The organism is Amycolatopsis sp. NPDC004772, from assembly GCF_053601215.1.
In genome coordinates this window covers 53085-69503 of sequence record NZ_JBSGBK010000011.1, presented here as the reverse complement: position 1 = coordinate 69503, position 16419 = coordinate 53085, and the positions used below count along the sequence as shown (strand labels likewise).

General features: G+C 70.4%; 12 protein-coding genes. 11 read left to right on the top strand and 1 reads right to left on the bottom strand.

Annotation, left to right across the window (positions count from 1 at the left end):
• The first annotated feature begins 6 nt into the window (after positions 1-6).
• From frc to ACWEF6_RS09700, 4 genes are all read left to right on the top strand, one after another.
• Entirely contained in the window at positions 7-1236 is a 1230-nt protein-coding gene (gene frc, locus ACWEF6_RS09715; protein WP_449682578.1) for a formyl-CoA transferase, read from the top strand.
• A 1-nt stretch (position 1237) separates the two neighbouring features.
• Positions 1238-3364 carry an acetate--CoA ligase family protein gene (locus ACWEF6_RS09710; protein WP_449682520.1) on the top strand — a complete coding sequence of 709 codons (2127 nt, stop codon included), beginning with the start codon at positions 1238-1240 and terminating at the stop codon, positions 3362-3364.
• A gap of 102 nt (positions 3365-3466) precedes the next feature.
• Positions 3467-4846 carry an OFA family MFS transporter gene (locus tag ACWEF6_RS09705; protein WP_449682519.1) on the top strand — a complete coding sequence of 460 codons (1380 nt, stop codon included), beginning with the start codon at positions 3467-3469 and terminating at the stop codon, positions 4844-4846.
• 52 nt (positions 4847-4898) lie between these two features.
• A complete protein-coding gene (locus ACWEF6_RS09700; RefSeq protein WP_449682518.1) occupies positions 4899-6281 on the top strand; it encodes an OFA family MFS transporter in 1383 nt (460 codons plus the stop codon).
• 30 nt (positions 6282-6311) lie between these two features.
• Here ACWEF6_RS09700 and ACWEF6_RS09695 read toward each other — a convergent pair whose 3' ends face one another.
• Entirely contained in the window at positions 6312-7049 is a 738-nt protein-coding gene (locus ACWEF6_RS09695; protein ID WP_449682517.1) for a GntR family transcriptional regulator, read from the bottom strand.
• A 251-nt stretch (positions 7050-7300) separates the two neighbouring features.
• Between ACWEF6_RS09695 and ACWEF6_RS09690 the strand changes: the two genes are divergently transcribed.
• From ACWEF6_RS09690 to gcl, 7 genes are all read left to right on the top strand, one after another.
• Entirely contained in the window at positions 7301-8290 is a 990-nt protein-coding gene (locus ACWEF6_RS09690) for a 2-dehydropantoate 2-reductase (protein ID WP_449682516.1), read from the top strand.
• A gap of 12 nt (positions 8291-8302) precedes the next feature.
• Complete coding sequence (locus ACWEF6_RS09685) at positions 8303-10222, top strand: molybdopterin oxidoreductase family protein (protein WP_449682515.1); 1920 nt, start codon at positions 8303-8305, stop codon at positions 10220-10222.
• Between the two features lies 1 nt (position 10223).
• Positions 10224-11969: an NAD(P)H-dependent oxidoreductase subunit E gene (locus ACWEF6_RS09680; protein ID WP_449682514.1), complete on the top strand. Its 1746-nt coding sequence runs from the start codon at positions 10224-10226 to the stop codon at positions 11967-11969.
• A complete protein-coding gene (locus ACWEF6_RS09675; RefSeq protein ID WP_449682513.1) occupies positions 11966-12823 on the top strand; it encodes a 2Fe-2S iron-sulfur cluster-binding protein in 858 nt (285 codons plus the stop codon). Before ACWEF6_RS09680 ends, ACWEF6_RS09675 begins: the two co-directional genes overlap by 4 nt.
• A 140-nt stretch (positions 12824-12963) precedes the next feature.
• Complete coding sequence (locus ACWEF6_RS09670; protein WP_449682512.1) at positions 12964-13776, top strand: hydroxypyruvate isomerase family protein; 813 nt, start codon at positions 12964-12966, stop codon at positions 13774-13776.
• Complete coding sequence (locus ACWEF6_RS09665) at positions 13773-14660, top strand: NAD(P)-dependent oxidoreductase (RefSeq protein ID WP_449682511.1); 888 nt, start codon at positions 13773-13775, stop codon at positions 14658-14660. Before ACWEF6_RS09670 ends, ACWEF6_RS09665 begins: the two co-directional genes overlap by 4 nt.
• A gap of 1 nt (position 14661) precedes the next feature.
• Positions 14662-16350, top strand: coding sequence for a glyoxylate carboligase (gene gcl / locus ACWEF6_RS09660; RefSeq protein WP_449682510.1), 1689 nt, complete (start codon positions 14662-14664; stop codon positions 16348-16350).
• The last annotated feature ends 69 nt before the right edge of the window (positions 16351-16419 follow it).

Genomic DNA, 16419 nt, shown 5'->3' with positions numbered 1-16419 from the left:
CAGAGCATGGGCAAGGCACTGGAGGGCGTCCGCGTCCTCGACATGACCCACGTGCAGTCCGGACCGTCGTCGACGCAGCTGCTCGCCTGGCTCGGCGCGGACGTGATCAAACTCGAAACCCCCGGCCGCGGCGACATCACCCGCGGGCAGCTGCGCGACCTGCCCGGGGTGGACAGCCTCTACTTCACGATGCTCAACGCCAACAAGCGCAGCATCACGCTCAACATGAAGAGCGCCGAAGGCAAGGAAGTCTTCGAGAAGCTCGTGTCCGGAGTGGACGTCCTGGTCGAGAACTTCGGACCCGGGGTGGTCGACCGGTTCGGCTACCCGTGGGAGAAGCTGGCCGCGCTCAACCCGCGGCTGGTCTACGCCTCCATCAAGGGGTTCGGGCCCGGCCGCTACGCCGACTTCAAGGCCTACGAAGTGGTCGCGCAGGCCATGGGCGGCGCGATGAGCACCACCGGCTTCGAGGACGGGCCGCCGACCGCGACCGGCGCGCAGATCGGCGACTCCGGCACCGGCATCCACCTGGTGGCCGCCATCCTCGCCGCGCTGTACCAGCGGACCTCCACCGGCCGCGGCCAGCGCGTCCAGGTCGCCATGCAGGACGCCGTGCTCAACCTGTGCCGCGTCAAGCTGCGCGACCAGCAGCGGCTGGCCCACGGCCCGCTCGGGGAGTACCCGAACGAGAACTTCGGCGACGAGGTCCCGCGGTCGGGCAACGCGTCCGGCGGCGGGCAGCCGGGCTGGGCGGTGAAGTGCGCGCCCGGCGGGCCGAACGACTACATCTACGTGATCGTCCAGCCGCCCGGCTGGGCGCCGCTCGCGCGGTTGATCGGCAAGGAGGAGCTGGCCGAGGACCCGGCGTGGGCCACTCCCGAGGTGCGGCTGTCCAAACTGGACAAGATGTTCGCCCTCGTGGAGGAGTGGACCGAGAAGCACACCAAGTGGGAAGTGATGGAGAAGCTCAACGCGCACAACATCCCGTGCGGGCCGATCCTGTCCACGAAGGAGCTCATCGAGGACGAGACCCTGGCCGAACTCGGCTCGGTCGTCGAGGTCCCGCACCCCGAGCGCGGCAGCTTCAAGACCGTCGGCTGCCCGCTCAAGCTGTCCGACTCGCCGGTGGAGATCGAACGCTCGCCGCTGCTCGGCGAGCACAACGACGAGGTGCTGACCGAACTCGGCTACAGCGAGGCGGAACTCGAGAAGTTCCGCGCGGCGGGGGTGATCTGACGTGGCGGATCGCGCGGCGGTCGAGAAGATCCTGGAGCGGGCGGCGGCCGAGGGCCGGTCGTCGCTGACCGCGCCCGAGGGGCGTGCGGTCTGCGAGGCCTACGGTATCCCGACCCCGGCCGAACGGCTGGCGGCCACGGCCGAGGAAGCCGTGGCCCACGCCGAAGCCATCGGGCTGCCGGTGGTGCTCAAGATCGTCTCGCCGGACATCCTGCACAAGACCGAGGCCGGCGGCGTGCTCGTCGGCCTGGACGACGCCGAAGCGGTGAGGGCGGGCTTCGCGCGGATCCTCGACAGCGCGAAGGCCTACGACGCCGAAGCGCGGATCCTCGGCGTCCAGGTGCAGCGGATGCTCACCGAGGGCCAGGAGGTGATCATCGGCTCGGTCACCGACCCGACCTTCGGCAAGATCGTCGCGTTCGGCCTCGGCGGCGTGCTGGTGGAGGTGCTCAAGGACGTCACCTTCCGGCTCGCGCCGACGTCCGCCGGGGAAGCCCTCTCCATGATCGACGGCATCCAGGCGGCGGAAATCCTCAAGGGGGTCCGCGGAGCGCAGCCGGTCGACCGCGACGCCCTCGCCGCGGTGATCACCGGCCTCGGCGAGCTGGTCACCGACTTCCCGCAGCTGTCGGAAGTGGACCTGAACCCGGTGCTCGCGACACCACGGGGCGCCACCGCGGTCGACGTCCGGATCCTGATCGACCCGGACGCGGCGAAGGAGCCGCACCGGTTCACCCAGGAGGAGATCCTCGCGTCGATGAACCGGATCATGAAACCGGCGTCGGTCGCGGTGATCGGTGCGTCGGCCGAAGCCGGGAAGATCGGCAACTCGGTGATGAAGAACCTGGTCGACGGCGGGTACGCGGGGGAGATCCACCCGATCAACCCGAAGGCCGCCGAGATCCTCGACCGCAAGGCCTACCCGAGTATCACCGACGTGCCCGGTGACGTCGACGTCGCGGTGTTCGCCATCCCGGCGAAGTTCGTCCCCGCGGCGCTCGAGGAAGCCGGCCGGAAGGGTGTGGCCGGCGCGATCCTCATCCCGTCCGGCTTCGGCGAGACCGGCAACGTCGAGTTGCAGGACCAGGTCGTCGCGATCGCCCGCGAGCACGGCGTGCGCATCCTCGGCCCCAACATCTACGGCTACTACTACACGCCGGAAAACCTGTCGGCGACCTTTTGCACGCCGTACGACGTCAAGGGCGGCGTGGCCCTGTCGTCCCAAAGCGGCGGCATCGGGATGGCGATCCTCGGCTTCAGCCGCTCGGCGAAGATGGGCGTCTCCTCGATCGTCGGCGTCGGCAACAAGGCCGACATCGACGAAGACGACCTGCTCACCTTCTTCGAGCACGACGAGAACACCGAGCTCATCGCCATGCACCTCGAGGACCTCAAGGACGGGCGCGCGTTCGCGGAGACGGCCAAGCGGGTCTCGCGGCGCAAGCCGGTCGTGGTGCTCAAGGCCGGCCGGACGTCCCAGGGTGCCAAGGCGGCGAGCTCGCACACCGGCGCGCTGGCCGGCAACGACAAGGTCTACGACGACATCCTCCGCCAGAGCGGCGTGATCCGGGCGCCCGGGCTGAACGACCTGCTCGAGTACGCCCGCGGCATCCCGCTGCTGCCCACGCCGCAGGGCGAGAACGTCGTCATCATCACCGGTGCCGGCGGCTCGGGCGTGCTGCTCTCGGACGCCTGCGTCGACCACGGCCTCGGCCTGATGGCGATCCCGCCGGACCTCGACACGGCGTTCCGGGAGTTCATCCCGCCGTTCGGCGCGGCCGGCAACCCGGTGGACATCACCGGCGGCGAACCGCCCTCGACCTACCGCAACACGATCGCGCTGGGCCTGGAGGACGACCGCATCCACGCCCTGATCCTCGGCTACTGGCACACCATCGTCACCCCGCCGATGGTGTTCGCGGAACTGGTGTCCGAAGTCGTCGGGGAATATCGCGCGAAGGGCATTCACAAGCCCGTTGTCGCGTCGCTGTCCGGGGACGTCGAAGTCGAGGAGGCCGGCGACTACCTCTACGACCACGGAGTCGTCGCCTACCCGTACACGACCGAAAAGCCCGTGGCCGTGCTCGGCGCGAAGTACCGCTGGGCGCGGGCCGCGGGCCTGCTCTGAGCGTTTCCACAGGGGCTGGCCCGACCTCACGGAAAGGACGAAGATCCCACCGCACGACGGCAACAGAGGGACATGAGTCAACGGTGACGAAAGAGAACTCTTATGACCGCAGCCACGTACCAGGAGATCACCGACAAGAACGGAAGAGTCTACCGGGTCGGTGAGACCGACCGGGACATCATGGGCCGGCCACGGTGGACGATGGTCGTCCTGCCGTGGGTGGCCATGATGGCCATCAGTTCTTCGGAATACGCGTTCACTTCGGCCGAGGACACGCTGTCCTCGGCGCACGGCTGGCACGGCGCGCACATCTTCTGGCTGCTGGCCGTCTGGGTGTTCTTCCAGGCCGCGGTCGCCTTCCCCGCGGGCAAGATGCGGGAAAGCGGCCGGCTGTCGGCCCGGTCGGCGATGCTGCTGGGCGCGGCGGGCACCGTGCTCGGGTACCTGGCGCTGGCCTACGCACCGAGTGTCTTCTGGGCCTACCTCGGCTTCGGCCTGTTCGGTGGCGGCGGTGCCGGGTTCGTCTACGCGACCTGCATCAACATGGTCGGCAAGTGGTACCCGGAGCGCAAAGGCGGCAAGACCGGCTTCGTCAACGGCGGGTTCGCCTACGGCTCGGTCCCGTTCATCTTCATCTTCACGAACTACCTCGACCTGGGCAACTACGGCACCATCCTGCCCGCGGTCGGGCTCTTCCTGGCCGCGGCCGTCGCGGTCAGCGGGTTCTTCTTCCGGGACCCGCCGAAGAACTGGTGGCCGGCGCACGTCGACCCGCTGAAGGTGCCGGACGACCCGCGCGTGCGCCGGTCGCTGGCGAAGAACCCGCCCGCGGTCAAACAGTTCACGCCGCGGGAGGCGCTCCGGACCGGCATGCTGCCGCTGATGTGGATCTGCCTGCTGTGCACGGCGGGGGTCAACATCTTCGGCATCTCCGCGCAGGTGCCGTTCGGCAAGGAGATGGGCTTCGCGGGCGGCATCGTCGCGCTGGCGATGAGCCTCAAGGCGGTCATCAACGGCGCCGGCCGGGGCGTGATCGGCTGGATCTCCGACCGCTACGGGCGGCGGCAGACGCTGCTGCTGGTCTGCGTGGTGCTGGGGCTGGCCCAGGTGGCGGTGTACCTGTCCGGCTCGATCGGCAGCATGCCGCTGTTCCTGCTGGCGTCGATGGTGTCCGGGTTCGGCGGCGGGGCGATCTTCCCGCTGTTCGCCGCGCTGACCGCCGACTACTTCGGCGAGAACAACAACGCCAGCAACTACGGCCTCGTCTACAGCTCGAAGCTCGTCTCCGGGATCGTGGGCGCGGGCCTCGGGAAGCTGGTCATCGACGGGTGGGGCTACGGCGCGGCCTTCTACCTGGCCGCCGGGACGAGCCTGCTCGCCGCCGGTCTCGCCCTGTTCCTGCGCCAGCCGGGCCGCAAGCCGGGCGGGATGCGCTCCGGGCTCGCCGAAACCGAGCTCGTCGCGCGGCCCGCCACCGGCTGACGTCCGGCAGAACGGGACGGACCGAAATCGGCGCGGACGAAAGAGATTCCTCATGACCACAGCGCAATACCAGGAGATCGTCGACGAGAACGGCCGGGTGTACCGGGTCGGCGAGACCCCGCACGACATCATGGGACGCTCACGCAGCTGGATGGTGTGGCTGCCCTGGATCGCCATGATGGCGGTCAGCGTCTTCGAGTACGGCTGGGGTGCGGTCGAAGGCACCCTGGAGGAGAAGTACGGCTGGACGCTGTCGGACGCGTTCTGGCTGGCCAGCATCTGGGCGGTGTTCCAGGCCGGCGTCGCGTTCCCGGCCGGGCGCCTGCGGGAGAAGAACATCGTGTCGGCGAGGACGGCGATGCTCGCCGGGGCCGCGTGCAGCGCGATCGGCTACTTCACCATTTCCCACAGCGGCAACCTGGTGCTGGCGTTCGCCGGCTACTCGGTGCTGGGCGGGATCGGCGCCGGGCTGGTGTACGCGACCTGCGTCAACATGGTCGGCAAGTGGTACCCCGAGAAGCGCGGGGCACGGACCGGGTTCGTCAACGGCGGCTTCGCCTACGGTGCCGTCCCGTTCATCTACGTGTTCGCCGCGTTCCTCACCCCGGCCAACTATTCGACGATCCTCGACGTCATGGGCGTGTACATGCTCATCGCCGTCGGGGTCTGCGGGTTCCTGTTCAAGGACCCGCCGAAGAGCTGGTGGCCCAAGGACGTGGACCCGCTCACCTGGGTCCGCGACCGGAAGTCCGCGACCGGGGGACTGGCCAAGAACCCGCCCGCGGTGAAGCAGTTTTCGCCGATGGAAGCCGTCCGGACCGGGATGCTGCCGCTGATGTGGGTGTGCCTGGTGATCATCGGCGGGGTGTCGCTGTTCGGCATCAACTTCCAGGTGCCGTTCGCGAAGGTGAGCCACTTCGGCGCGTTCGTCGCCGCTTCGTCGGCCGGGGTCCTGGCGGTCGTGAACGGCACCGGCCGCGCGGTCGTCGGCTGGGCGTCGGACAAGCTCGGGCGGCGGCAGACGCTGACGCTGGTGCTGGTGATCGCGGCCGTCGCGCAGTTCGGCGTGCTGTACGCCGGGAACACGCACAACCTGGTGCTGTTCATGGTGTTCGCGTTCCTGACCGGGTTCGGCGGCGGCGCGTTCTACCCGCTGTTCGCGGCGCTGGTGCCGGATTACTTCGGCGAGAACAACAACGCGTCGAACTACGGGCTGGTCTACAGCGCGAAACTGATCGGCGGTGTCGGCGGCGGTGGGCTCGCCGCCGGGGTCATCAGCGTGTGGGGCTACACGGGCGCGTACCTCCTCGCCGGAGGTATCGCGCTCCTTTCGGCGGTGCTGACGCTGTTCCTGCGCCAGCCCGGCCGGAAGCGCCACCAGCTCGCCGAAACCGAGCTGGTGGCGCGCCGGCCGTCGGCGTCGGCCGGCGGCTGATCCGGTGTTCGCTCCCCGGTCCTGCCGGACTCAGGATCGGGGAGCTTCCGGACGTTCGTGGTAGGCCTGGCGGGTGCGTTCGGTGTGCTTGGCCATGATCTGCTCGGCCTGGCCGGCGTCCTGGGCGGCGATGGCGTCGATCAGCTCTTCGTGCTCGTGCCAGGCGTCCTGGCCGCGGGGCCGGGCGATGGGCGTGTAGTACCAGCGGACCCGGCGGTCGACCAGGCCGATCAGCTCCGCCAGCACCTTGTTCCCGGACAGTTCGGTGATGCACGCGTGGAGGGCGGCGTTGGCCGCGACCAGGCCTTCGGTGTCGTCCTCGGCGAGCGCGCTGACGCCGGCCTGCTGCAGTTCCTGCAGGCGGGCGACGTCGGCGGGGGTGGCCCGGCCGGCGGCGAGCTTCGCGGAGTGCGTCTCCAGCACGCTGCGGACGCTGAGCAGCTGGTCGGCCTCCTCGTCGGTGGGCAGGTGCACGAAGGCGCCCTGGGCGGGGCGGAGGTCGACCCAGCCTTCGCTCTGCAGCCGCTGCAGGGCCTCCCGGACCGGCTGCCGGCTCACGCCGAGGTACTCGGCGAGGTCGGCCTCGACCAGGTGCTGCCCGGGTTCGAGGGTGCGGTTGATGATCAGTTCGGCGAGTGCTTCGTAGACGACCTGGCGCAGCGGCGCGGGCCGCTCGACGCGCTTGGCGGCCGTCGAGCTGAGCGAGCCCTTGGCCGTGCGGCGGCCGGTCGGGCCGCGGTCGGGCAACGGGGAAGCGGGCTGGCTCACGGGACACCTCGAGTCGGCAGGGAAGGACTGATCCACGCTCAGAATACAGGTTTTGGTATGCAAAATCCCAGATCTCACCCGTAGTGGGCGGGTTCGGGTCGATGTGGATCAACGACGCCGGGGCGTTGTGACCCACGGTGTCTTATTTGTCGCTCTTCGCTGCGCCGCCCGAGTGGCCGCATCGCGAAGGCTGGTTTCGATCATGGATCCAGGATACTGTATGCAATACCGCTGGACCTTGGAGGCGCGTCATGAAGGTGGCTGTTCTCGGGGCCGGGGCGATCGGCGCCTACGTCGGGGCCGCGCTGCACCGCGGCGGGACGGAGGTGCACCTGATCGCCCGCCGGGCCCACCTCGCGGCGATGCGCGAGCACGGCGTCCGCGTGCTCAGCCCGCGCGGCGACTTCACCGCCCATCCCCACGTCACGGACGACCCCGCCGAAGTGGGCGAGGCCGACTTCGTGTTCCTCGGCCTCAAGGCCAACTCCTACGCCTCGTGCGGCGAGCTGCTCGCCCCGTTGCTCGGACCCGAAACGGCGATCGTGGCCGCGCAGAACGGCATCCCGTGGTGGTATTTCCACGGCCTGCGGGGTCACCCGCTGGAAGGGCAGCGGGTCGAGACGGTCGACCCCCGCGGTTCGGTCACCGTGGCGCTCGGGCTGCGGCGGGCGATCGGCTGCGTCGTCTACTGCTCGACGGTCATCGAGGAGCCCGGGGTCATCCGGCACCTGGAAGGCACCCGGTTCTCCCTCGGCGAGCCCGGCGGCGAGATCTCCGCGCGCTGCAAGGTGCTCAGCGCGTCGATGATCGCCGGCGGCCTCAAGGCGCCGGTCGAAACCGACCTGCGCAACGACATCTGGATCAAGCTGATGGGCAACGTCGCGTTCAACCCGCTGTCGGCGCTGACCCGGGCGACCATGGCCCAGATGTGCGAGCACGAGGACACCCGCGAGCTCGTCGCCACGATGATGACCGAGACCCTGGCCATTGCCCGCGCGGCCGGGGCCGACCCGCGGATCTCCGTCGAGAAACGCATCGACGGCGCTTGGCGCGTCGGCCACCACAAGACGTCGATGCTCCAGGACCTGGAAGCCGGCAAGCCCCTCGAGATCGACGCGATCATCGGCGCGGTCGTCGAGCTGGCCGGCCTCACCGGCGTGCCCGCGCCCGCGCTGCGGTACGTCCACGCCGCGATTTCCCTGCTCGACCACACCAGCAAAGTCCCCGTCGGGTCGCACTGACCGGAGGTCCCCGTGAAGCGCAGGAACACCGAGCCGTACGTCCGGCTCACCCGGCCCCTCGTGCGCGATTCCGGCGTGCTGCGGCCCGCGACCTGGGAGGAAGCCCTCGACCGGGCGGCCGCCGGGATCCGCCGCACCCTGGACGGCAAGGGGCCCGAGGCGTTCGGGATGTTCTCGTGCGCCCGCGCCACCAACGAGATGAACTTCGTCGCCCAGAAGTTCACCCGCGCGGTGATCGGCACGAACAACGTCGACTCGTGCAACCGCACCTGCCACGCGCCCAGTGTCGCGGGGCTGGCGCGGGTGTTCGGCAGCGGTGGCGGCACCTCCTCCTACCAGGAGATCGAGGACGCCGACGTCATCGTGATCTGGGGCGGCAATCCCCGCGAGGCGCACCCGATCTTCTTCCACCACGTGCTCAAGGCCGTCCACAAGGGAGCGAAGCTCTTCGTCGTCGACCCGCGCCGGACCAGCACGGCGAGCTGGGCGCACCGGCAGCTGCAGCTCGAGGTCGGCACCGACATCCCGCTGGCGCACGCGATCGCCCGGGAGATCATCCACTCCGGACTCGCGAACACGACGTTCATCGAACGGGCCACCGAGGGGTTCGCCGAGTTCGCCGCGTCGGTCGAGCCGTGGACGCTGGAAGTGGCGGAGAAGACCACCGGTGTGCCGGCCGAGCTGATCCGCGAACTGGCGCATACCTACGCCCGGGCCGATCGCGCCCAGCTGTCCTGGACCCTCGGCATCACCGAACACCACAACGGCACCGACAACGTCCTGTCGCTGATCAACCTGGCGCTGCTGGCCGGGCAGGTCGGCCGCTACGGCGCCGGGCTGAACCCCCTGCGCGGGCAGAACAACGTCCAGGGCGGTGGCGACATGGGCGCCATCCCGGACCGGCTGCCCGGCTTCCAGGACGTCCTCGACGCCGACGTCCGGGCCAAGTTCGACACCGCGTGGGGCTCGGCGATCCCGCCGCGCAAGGGTCTCAACCTCACCCAGATGCTCGACGCGATGGAACGCGGCGACCTTACCTGCGTGTACATCATCGGCGAGAACCCGGTGCAGTCCGAAGCGGACTGCGAGCACACGATCAAGCGGCTGGCCAACGTCGACCACCTGGTCGTGCAGGACATCTTCCTGACCAAGACCGCGCAGCTGGCCGACGTGGTGCTCCCGGCGTCGGCGGCCTGGTGCGAGAGCGACGGCACCTTCACCAACTCCGAACGGCGGGTCCAGCGCGTCCGCAAGGCCCTCGAACCGCCGGACGGCGCGCGCGACGACATCGAACTGCTGTCGGAGCTCGCCCGCCGGCTCGGCCACGACTGGCACTACACCGGCGGTGAAGAGGTCTGGGACGAGCTGCGGTCGCTGTCGCCGATGCACGCCGGGATGTCGTACGCCCGGCTCGAAGAGCTCGGCGGGATCCAGTGGCCGTGCTTCTCCGAGGACACCCTCGAACCGACGTTCCTGCACGGCCGGCTCTGGGCCGGGGACCCGGCCGAACGCGGCCGCCCGGCACCGTTCACGGTGCTCGAGCACAGCCCGCCGGTCGACCTGCTCACCGAGGAGTTCCCGATCCGGCTCACCACCGGCCGGCGGCTGGATTCCTACAACACCGGCGTCCAGTCCGGCGGGTTCCCGTCCCCGCTGCGGCAGGGGGAGACCCTGGACCTGTGCCCGGAGGACGCACGGGCGCTGGGCGTCCAGCCCGACGAACTGGTCCGGATCTCGTCGCGACGCGGGGAGATCGTCGCCCCGGTCCGGCTGGACACGGGGCTGAAACCCGGGCTGGCGTTCATGACCTTCCACTTCCCGGACGAGGTCGACGTCAACGTCATCACCATCGAAGCCACCTGCCCGATCGCCGGGACCGCCGAGTACAAGGCGGCGGCCATCCGCGTCGACAAGCTCCCGGCCGAGGTCTGACATGGACCTCAAACTGCTGGACGCCGTCGCGTCGCGCGAAGAACGGGAGGCGGTCGCCGGGTTCGCCGGCGGTGGCCGGGACCAGCTGCTGCCCGCCCTGCACGCGGTCAACGACCGGGTCGGCTGGATCAGCCAGGGCGCGCTGAACCTGATCTGCGAGACGCTGCACGTGCCGCCCGCCGACGCGTACGGCGTGGCCAGTTTCTACTCGCTGTTCGCGCTGGAGGAGCGCCCGGAGCGGGTGGTGCACGTGTGCACCGACCTGGCCTGCCGGATCCGGGGCGCGGACACGGTCTGCGACGTCCTCACCGAGCACGTCGGCGCCGCGGGGAAGGCGCGCGGCGGGGTCACGTGGCTGCGCAGCCCGTGCCTCGGCGTCTGCGAACGGGCCCCCGCGGCGCTGACGTTCCAGGCCGGCGACCCGGCGACCACCGAGCTGCTCGCCCCGGCAACCGGCGCGTCGGCCGTGCTCGCCGCCGGGCGGCCACCGTCCCGTTCGGAGGGTGCGCCGCCGGTGATCCACCAGGAGGACGGGCTCCGGCTGCTCCGCCGGGTGGGCGTGGTCGACCCGGCCAGCCTGGACGGCTACCGCGCGTCCGGCGGCTACGCGGCCCTGCGCAACGCCCTGCGCATGGGCCAGGCCGCCGTGCTCCGCGAGGTCACGGACTCCGGCCTGCTCGGCCGCGGCGGGGCCGCGTTCCCGACCGGGCGCAAGTGGGCCGCCACCGCCGCCCAGCCCGCCGGGCCGCACTACCTGGTGTGCAACGCCGACGAGAGCGAGCCCGGCACGTTCAAGGACCGGGTGCTCCTGGAGGGCGACCCGTTCGCGCTGGTGGAGGCCATGACGATCGCGGCGTACGCGATCGGCGCCACCCGGGGGTTCGTCTACCTGCGCGGCGAGTACCCGCGTGCGTTGCGGCTGCTGCGCAACGCACTGGCGGTGTGCCGCGAACGCGGGTTCCTCGGCACGGACATCATGGGCCACCAGGGGTTCTCGTTCGACATCGAGATCCGGCGGGGCGCGGGTGCCTACATCTGCGGCGAGGAGACCGCGATCTTCAACTCGATCGAGGGCTTCCGCGGCGAACCCCGCACGAAGCCGCCGTTCCCGGTCGAGCGGGGGCTGTTCGGCAAGCCGACCGTGGTGAACAACGTCGAGACCCTCGTCAACGTCCCGCTGATCCTCACCGAAGGCGCGGCGGCCTACCGGTCGCTCGGCACCGACGCGTCGGCCGGGCCGAAGCTGTTCTGCCTCTCCGGGAACGTCGAACGTCCCGGTGTCTACGAAGTGCCGTTCGGGACGACCCTGCGGGAACTGCTCGCGCTGGCCGGGGGAGTGGCTTCGGGCCGGTCGTTGCGCGCGATCCTGCTGGGCGGCGCGGCCGGCGGGTTCGTCCGGCCGGACGAGCTGGACCTGCCGCTGACGTTCGAGGACGCGCGGGCGGCGAAGACGACGCTCGGCTCGGGTGTCGTCCTGGTCCTCGACGACCTCGCCGATCTCGGCGGGTTCCTGCTGCGGATCGCCGAGTTCTTCCGCGACGAGTCGTGCGGCCAGTGCGTCCCGTGCCGGATCGGGACGGTGCGGCAGGAGGAGGCGATCCGGCGTGTCCTCGCCTCCGGTTCGGAGGAGCGGCCGCTTTTGCGCGAGGTCGGCGGCGTGCTGCGCGACTCGTCGATCTGCGGCCTCGGCCAGACCGCCTGGAACGCCATCGAATCCGCCATCGACCGGCTGGGGGCCCTGAAGTGACCATTGTGGACATCGGGATCCCGAAGCGGCTGGTCGAGTTCACTGTGGACGGTGAGCCGGTCCGGGTGCCGGACGGCTCGACGATCCTCGACGCGTGCACGGCGGCGGGCAAGGCCATCCCGACGCTCTGCTACGGCGACACCCTGGAGCCGGCGAACGCCTGCCGCGTCTGCATGGTCGAGGTCGAAGGCTCCCGGACGCTGGTGCCGTCCTGCTCGCGCCAGGCCGAGCCGGGCATGGTCGTCCGCACGGATTCGGAGCGGACGCGCACGAGCCGCAAGGTGGTCCTCGAACTCCTGGCTTCGGCCACGGACCTCTCGACGACGCCGGGCGTCGCGGAGTGGATGGCCGCTACGGGAGCCGATCCGGACCGCTTCGGCCCCGACGCGGCCACGGTGGCCCAGCCGGCCCTGGTGGACAACGAGCTGTACGTCCGGGACTACGGCAAGTGCATCCTCTGCTACAAGTGCGTCGACGCGTGCGGCGAGCAGTGGCAGAACTCGTTCGCGATCACCGTCGCCGGCCGCGGCTTCGACGCCCGGATCTCGACGGAATTCGCGAACCCGTTGCCGGACAGTGCCTGCGTGTACTGCGGCAACTGCGTCGAGGTGTGCCCGACCGGGGCGCTGAGTTTCAAGCGCGAGTACGACAAGCGTTCGGACGGCTCCTGGGACGAGTCCCGCCAGACCGCGACGACGACGGTCTGCACGTTCTGCGGGGTCGGCTGCAACCTGACGCTGCACGTCCAGGACAACGAGATCGTGAAGGTGACTTCGCCGCACGACAGCTCGGTGACGCACGGGAACCTGTGCATCAAGGGCCGGTTCGGCTGGCAGCACGTCCAGAACCGGTAGCAGGTACCCCGTTCGCCCGAAGGCGCCGTGACTCGACGAGTCGCGGCGCCTTCGCCGTCCGGGCGTTGACCCCGGCGCAGGTCAGCAGCTATTCTCGATATGCGAAAGAAAAATTCCGGATAGCGAAATTCGAGGTCGCGATGCCTGAAGAGGGCCACTCCCTGCCGTACGTCGCCAACCTGTCGATCCTGTTCAAGGAGGTACCGCTGCTCGAGCGCGCGGCCGCCGCGCGGGAGGCCGGGTTCACCGACGTCGAGTACTGGTGGCCGTTCGACACCGCGGTTCCCGCGCGCGACGAGGTCGACGCCTTCGTGCGGAGCCTGGACGGCGTCCGGCTGCGGGGGCTGAACTTCTACGCCGGGGACATGGCCGCGGGGGAGCGGGGCCTGGTGAGCTGGCTCGGGCGGGAGGCCGAGTTCGCCGACAGCCTGGTCGTCGCCCTCGGCATCGCCGAACGCACCGGGTGCCGCAGCTTCAACGCGCTCTACGGCAACCGGCTCGACGGTGAAGACCCGGCCGAGCAGGACGACCTGGCCCGCGCGCACCTGGACAAGGCCGCCGACGCCGCCGCGCGGATCGGTGCGCAGCTGGTGCTCGAACCGCTCTCCGGCGCGGACCGCTACCCGCTCAAGACCGCCGCGGACGCCGTGGCCGTGCTCGACGACCTCGGGCGCGAAAACGTGCGACTGCTGGCCGACCTGTACCACCTGGCCGTCAACGGCGACGACCTGGACGCCCTGGCGACGACGCACCTTTCCCGGATCGGGCACGTGCAGATCGCCGACGCGCCCGGCCGCCACCAGCCCGGCACCGGCGAGCTGGACATCGAGGGACACCTGGCGGAGCTGCAGAACGCGGGCTACGCCGGGTTCGTCGGGATCGAGTACGTCCCGGACCCCGACACCGTCACGTCGCTCGCCTGGCTGCCGAAAACCCGAAGGGGACGAGCATGAAACTGGGATTCATCGGACTGGGCGTGATGGGCGCCCCGATGGCCGCGCACCTGGTCGCGGCCGGCCACGACGTCGGCGGCTACGACGTCACCCCGGCCGCGGGCGAGAAGCTCGAGGCCGCCGGCGGGCGCGCCGCGACGAGCGTCGCCGACGCGGTCGCCGGGGCGGACGTGGTCATCACGATGCTGCCGAACCACCCGCACGTCGAGGAGGTGGTGCTGGCCGCGGGCGGCGTCCTGGACACCGCCGGGCCCGGCACGCTGCTGATCGACATGAGCACCATCCGGCCCGAGACGTCGATCGCGATCGCGGAAGCCGCCCGGGACAAGAAGATCCGCGTCCTCGACGCGCCCGTCTCCGGCGGGCAGGCCGGCGCCGAGCAGGCCTCACTGTCCATCATGGTCGGTGGCGACGCGGACGACTTCGAGGCCGCGAAGCCGGTCCTGGACGTGGTCGGCAAGACCATCGTGCACGTCGGGCCGCACGGCGCCGGCCAGGTCGTCAAGGCCGCGAACCAGCTCGTCGTGGGCGGGATCTACGGCCTGGTCGCCGAGGCGATCGTGCTGCTGGAAGCGTCCGGTGTGGACGCCGCCACGGGCCTCGACGTCCTCGCGGGCGGGCTGGCCGGCAGCCGGATCCTCGAGCTCAAGCGCAAGTCCATGGTGGCGCGGGAATTCACGCCCGGGTTCCGGATCGACCTGCACCACAAGGACATGGGGATCGCACTGGCCGCCGCCCGGCAGGCCGACGTCGCGCTCCCGCTCACCGGGCTGGTCGCCCAGCTCGTCGCCGCCGGCCGCGCCATGGGGTACGGCGCCGAAGACCACTCGGCCTTGCTGAAGGTCGCCGAACAGTTGTCGGGCCGCGTCCCGGCGGAGGTGTGACATGCCCCGGATCCCCGCGATGCAGGCGGTCGTCGACGTCCTGGAGAGCGAAGGCGTCGACACCGTCTTCGGCTGCCCCGGCGCCGCCATCCTCCCGCTGTATAACGCCCTGCAAGGCCGGCCGATCGAGCACCTGATCGTCCGCCACGAAGAGGGCGCGACGCACATGGCCGACGGCTGGGCCAGGACGAACGGCAACGTCGGCGTCGCGATCGGCACGTCCGGCCCGGCCGGGACGAACATGATCACCGGGCTCTACACCGCGCACGCGGACTCGATCCCGATCATCTGCATCACCGGCCAGGCCGCCACGGCCAAGCTGCACCAGGAGGCCTTCCAGGCCGTCGACATCGTCGAGATCGCCAAGCCGGTGACGAAGTGGGCGGTGCAGGTCAAGGAGGCCGCGCAGCTGCCGTGGATCTTCCGCGAGGCGTTCCGGATCGCCCGTTCGGGCCGGCCCGGCCCGGTGCTCATCGACCTGCCCATCGACGTCCAGAAGCAGGACATCGAATGGGACTCCTCGATCGACTCGCCGCTGCCGGTGACCCGGGTGACGCCGGCGCCCGCCCGGGTGGAGCGGGCGCTGGACCTGCTGCTGGCCGCCGAGCGCCCGCTGATCCTGGCCGGTGGCGGGGTCGTCCTCGGGGAGGCGAGCGAGCGGCTGCGGGCCGCGGCCGAGCGGCTCGACGTCCCGGTGCAGGTGACGTTGATGGGCAAGGGCAGCTTCCCCGAGGACCACGAGCTGTTCGCCGGGATGGCGGGCATCCAGACGTCGCAGCGCTGGGCCAACGCGGCCTTCCTGGAGTCGGACCTGGTGCTCGCGCTGGGCGCGCGGTTCGGCGACCGGCACACCGGCGAGCTGTCGGTCTACCGCGGCGACCGGAAGTTCATCCACGTCGACATCGAACCCACCCAGCTGGGCAAGGTGTTCGGCCCCGACCTCGGGATCGTCTCGGACACGCGGGAGTTCCTCGACGCGCTGCTGGCGGCCCTGGACAAGCGGGAAACGCCGCCGCGGCGCGAGTGGGTCGCCCGGATCGGCGAGCTGAAGGAGGCCCTGCCCCGGCGCGACGACTTCGACAGCCTGCCGATCAAGGCGCCGCGCGTGTTCAAGGAGATCAACGAGACCTTCGGCGAAGACACCTACTTCGTCACCGCGATCGGGCTGTACCAGATCTGGTCGGGCCAGTTCCAGAAGGCGCACCAGCCGCGCCACTACCAGGTGTGCGGCCAGGCCGGCCCGCTCGGCTGGGAGATCCCGGCGGCGATCGGCGTCAAGAAGGCCAAGCCGGAGGCGGAGGTCGTCGGCGTGGTCGGCGACTACTCGTTCCAGTTCCTGGTCGAGGAGCTGGCGGTGGCCGCCCAGTACGACGTCGGGTTCGTGCTGATCATGCTGAACAACGAGTACCTCGGGCTCATCCGCCAGGCCGAGACCGGCTACGAGATGAACTTCGAGGTCGACATCCACTACGACTCGATCGGCACGGACAACGTGAAGATCATGGAAGCCTACGGCTGCTCCGGCACCCGCGTGCACGAGCCGGGGGAGATCCGGACGTCCCTGGAATGGGCGCGCAAGGAAGCCGAGCGGACCAGCCGCCCGGTCCTGGTGGAAATCATGATCGAGCGCGAGGGCAACGCCGCGATGGGCGCCGCCCTCGACGCGGTGAAGGAGTTCGAGCCCGCGTAACACCCGCGTGACCACGGCCGCCGCACGAGTCCCGACCTCGTGCGGCGGCCTTGGCGTGCCCGCAATCAG

What these genes read in the sequence shown, in the direction of transcription:
- frc (WP_449682578.1), top strand. Translation starts at nt 7, where the DNA reads ATGGGCAAGGCACTGGAGGGCGTCCGCGTCCTCGACATGACCCACGTG.
- ACWEF6_RS09705 (WP_449682519.1), top strand. Translation starts at nt 3,467, where the DNA reads ATGACCGCAGCCACGTACCAGGAGATCACCGACAAGAACGGAAGAGTC.
- ACWEF6_RS09700 (WP_449682518.1), top strand. Translation starts at nt 4,899, where the DNA reads ATGACCACAGCGCAATACCAGGAGATCGTCGACGAGAACGGCCGGGTG.
- ACWEF6_RS09690 (WP_449682516.1), top strand. Translation starts at nt 7,301, where the DNA reads ATGAAGGTGGCTGTTCTCGGGGCCGGGGCGATCGGCGCCTACGTCGGG.
- ACWEF6_RS09680 (WP_449682514.1), top strand. Translation starts at nt 10,224, where the DNA reads ATGGACCTCAAACTGCTGGACGCCGTCGCGTCGCGCGAAGAACGGGAG.
- ACWEF6_RS09670 (WP_449682512.1), top strand. Translation starts at nt 12,964, where the DNA reads ATGCCTGAAGAGGGCCACTCCCTGCCGTACGTCGCCAACCTGTCGATC.
- ACWEF6_RS09665 (WP_449682511.1), top strand. Translation starts at nt 13,773, where the DNA reads ATGAAACTGGGATTCATCGGACTGGGCGTGATGGGCGCCCCGATGGCC.
- gcl (WP_449682510.1), top strand. Translation starts at nt 14,662, where the DNA reads ATGCCCCGGATCCCCGCGATGCAGGCGGTCGTCGACGTCCTGGAGAGC.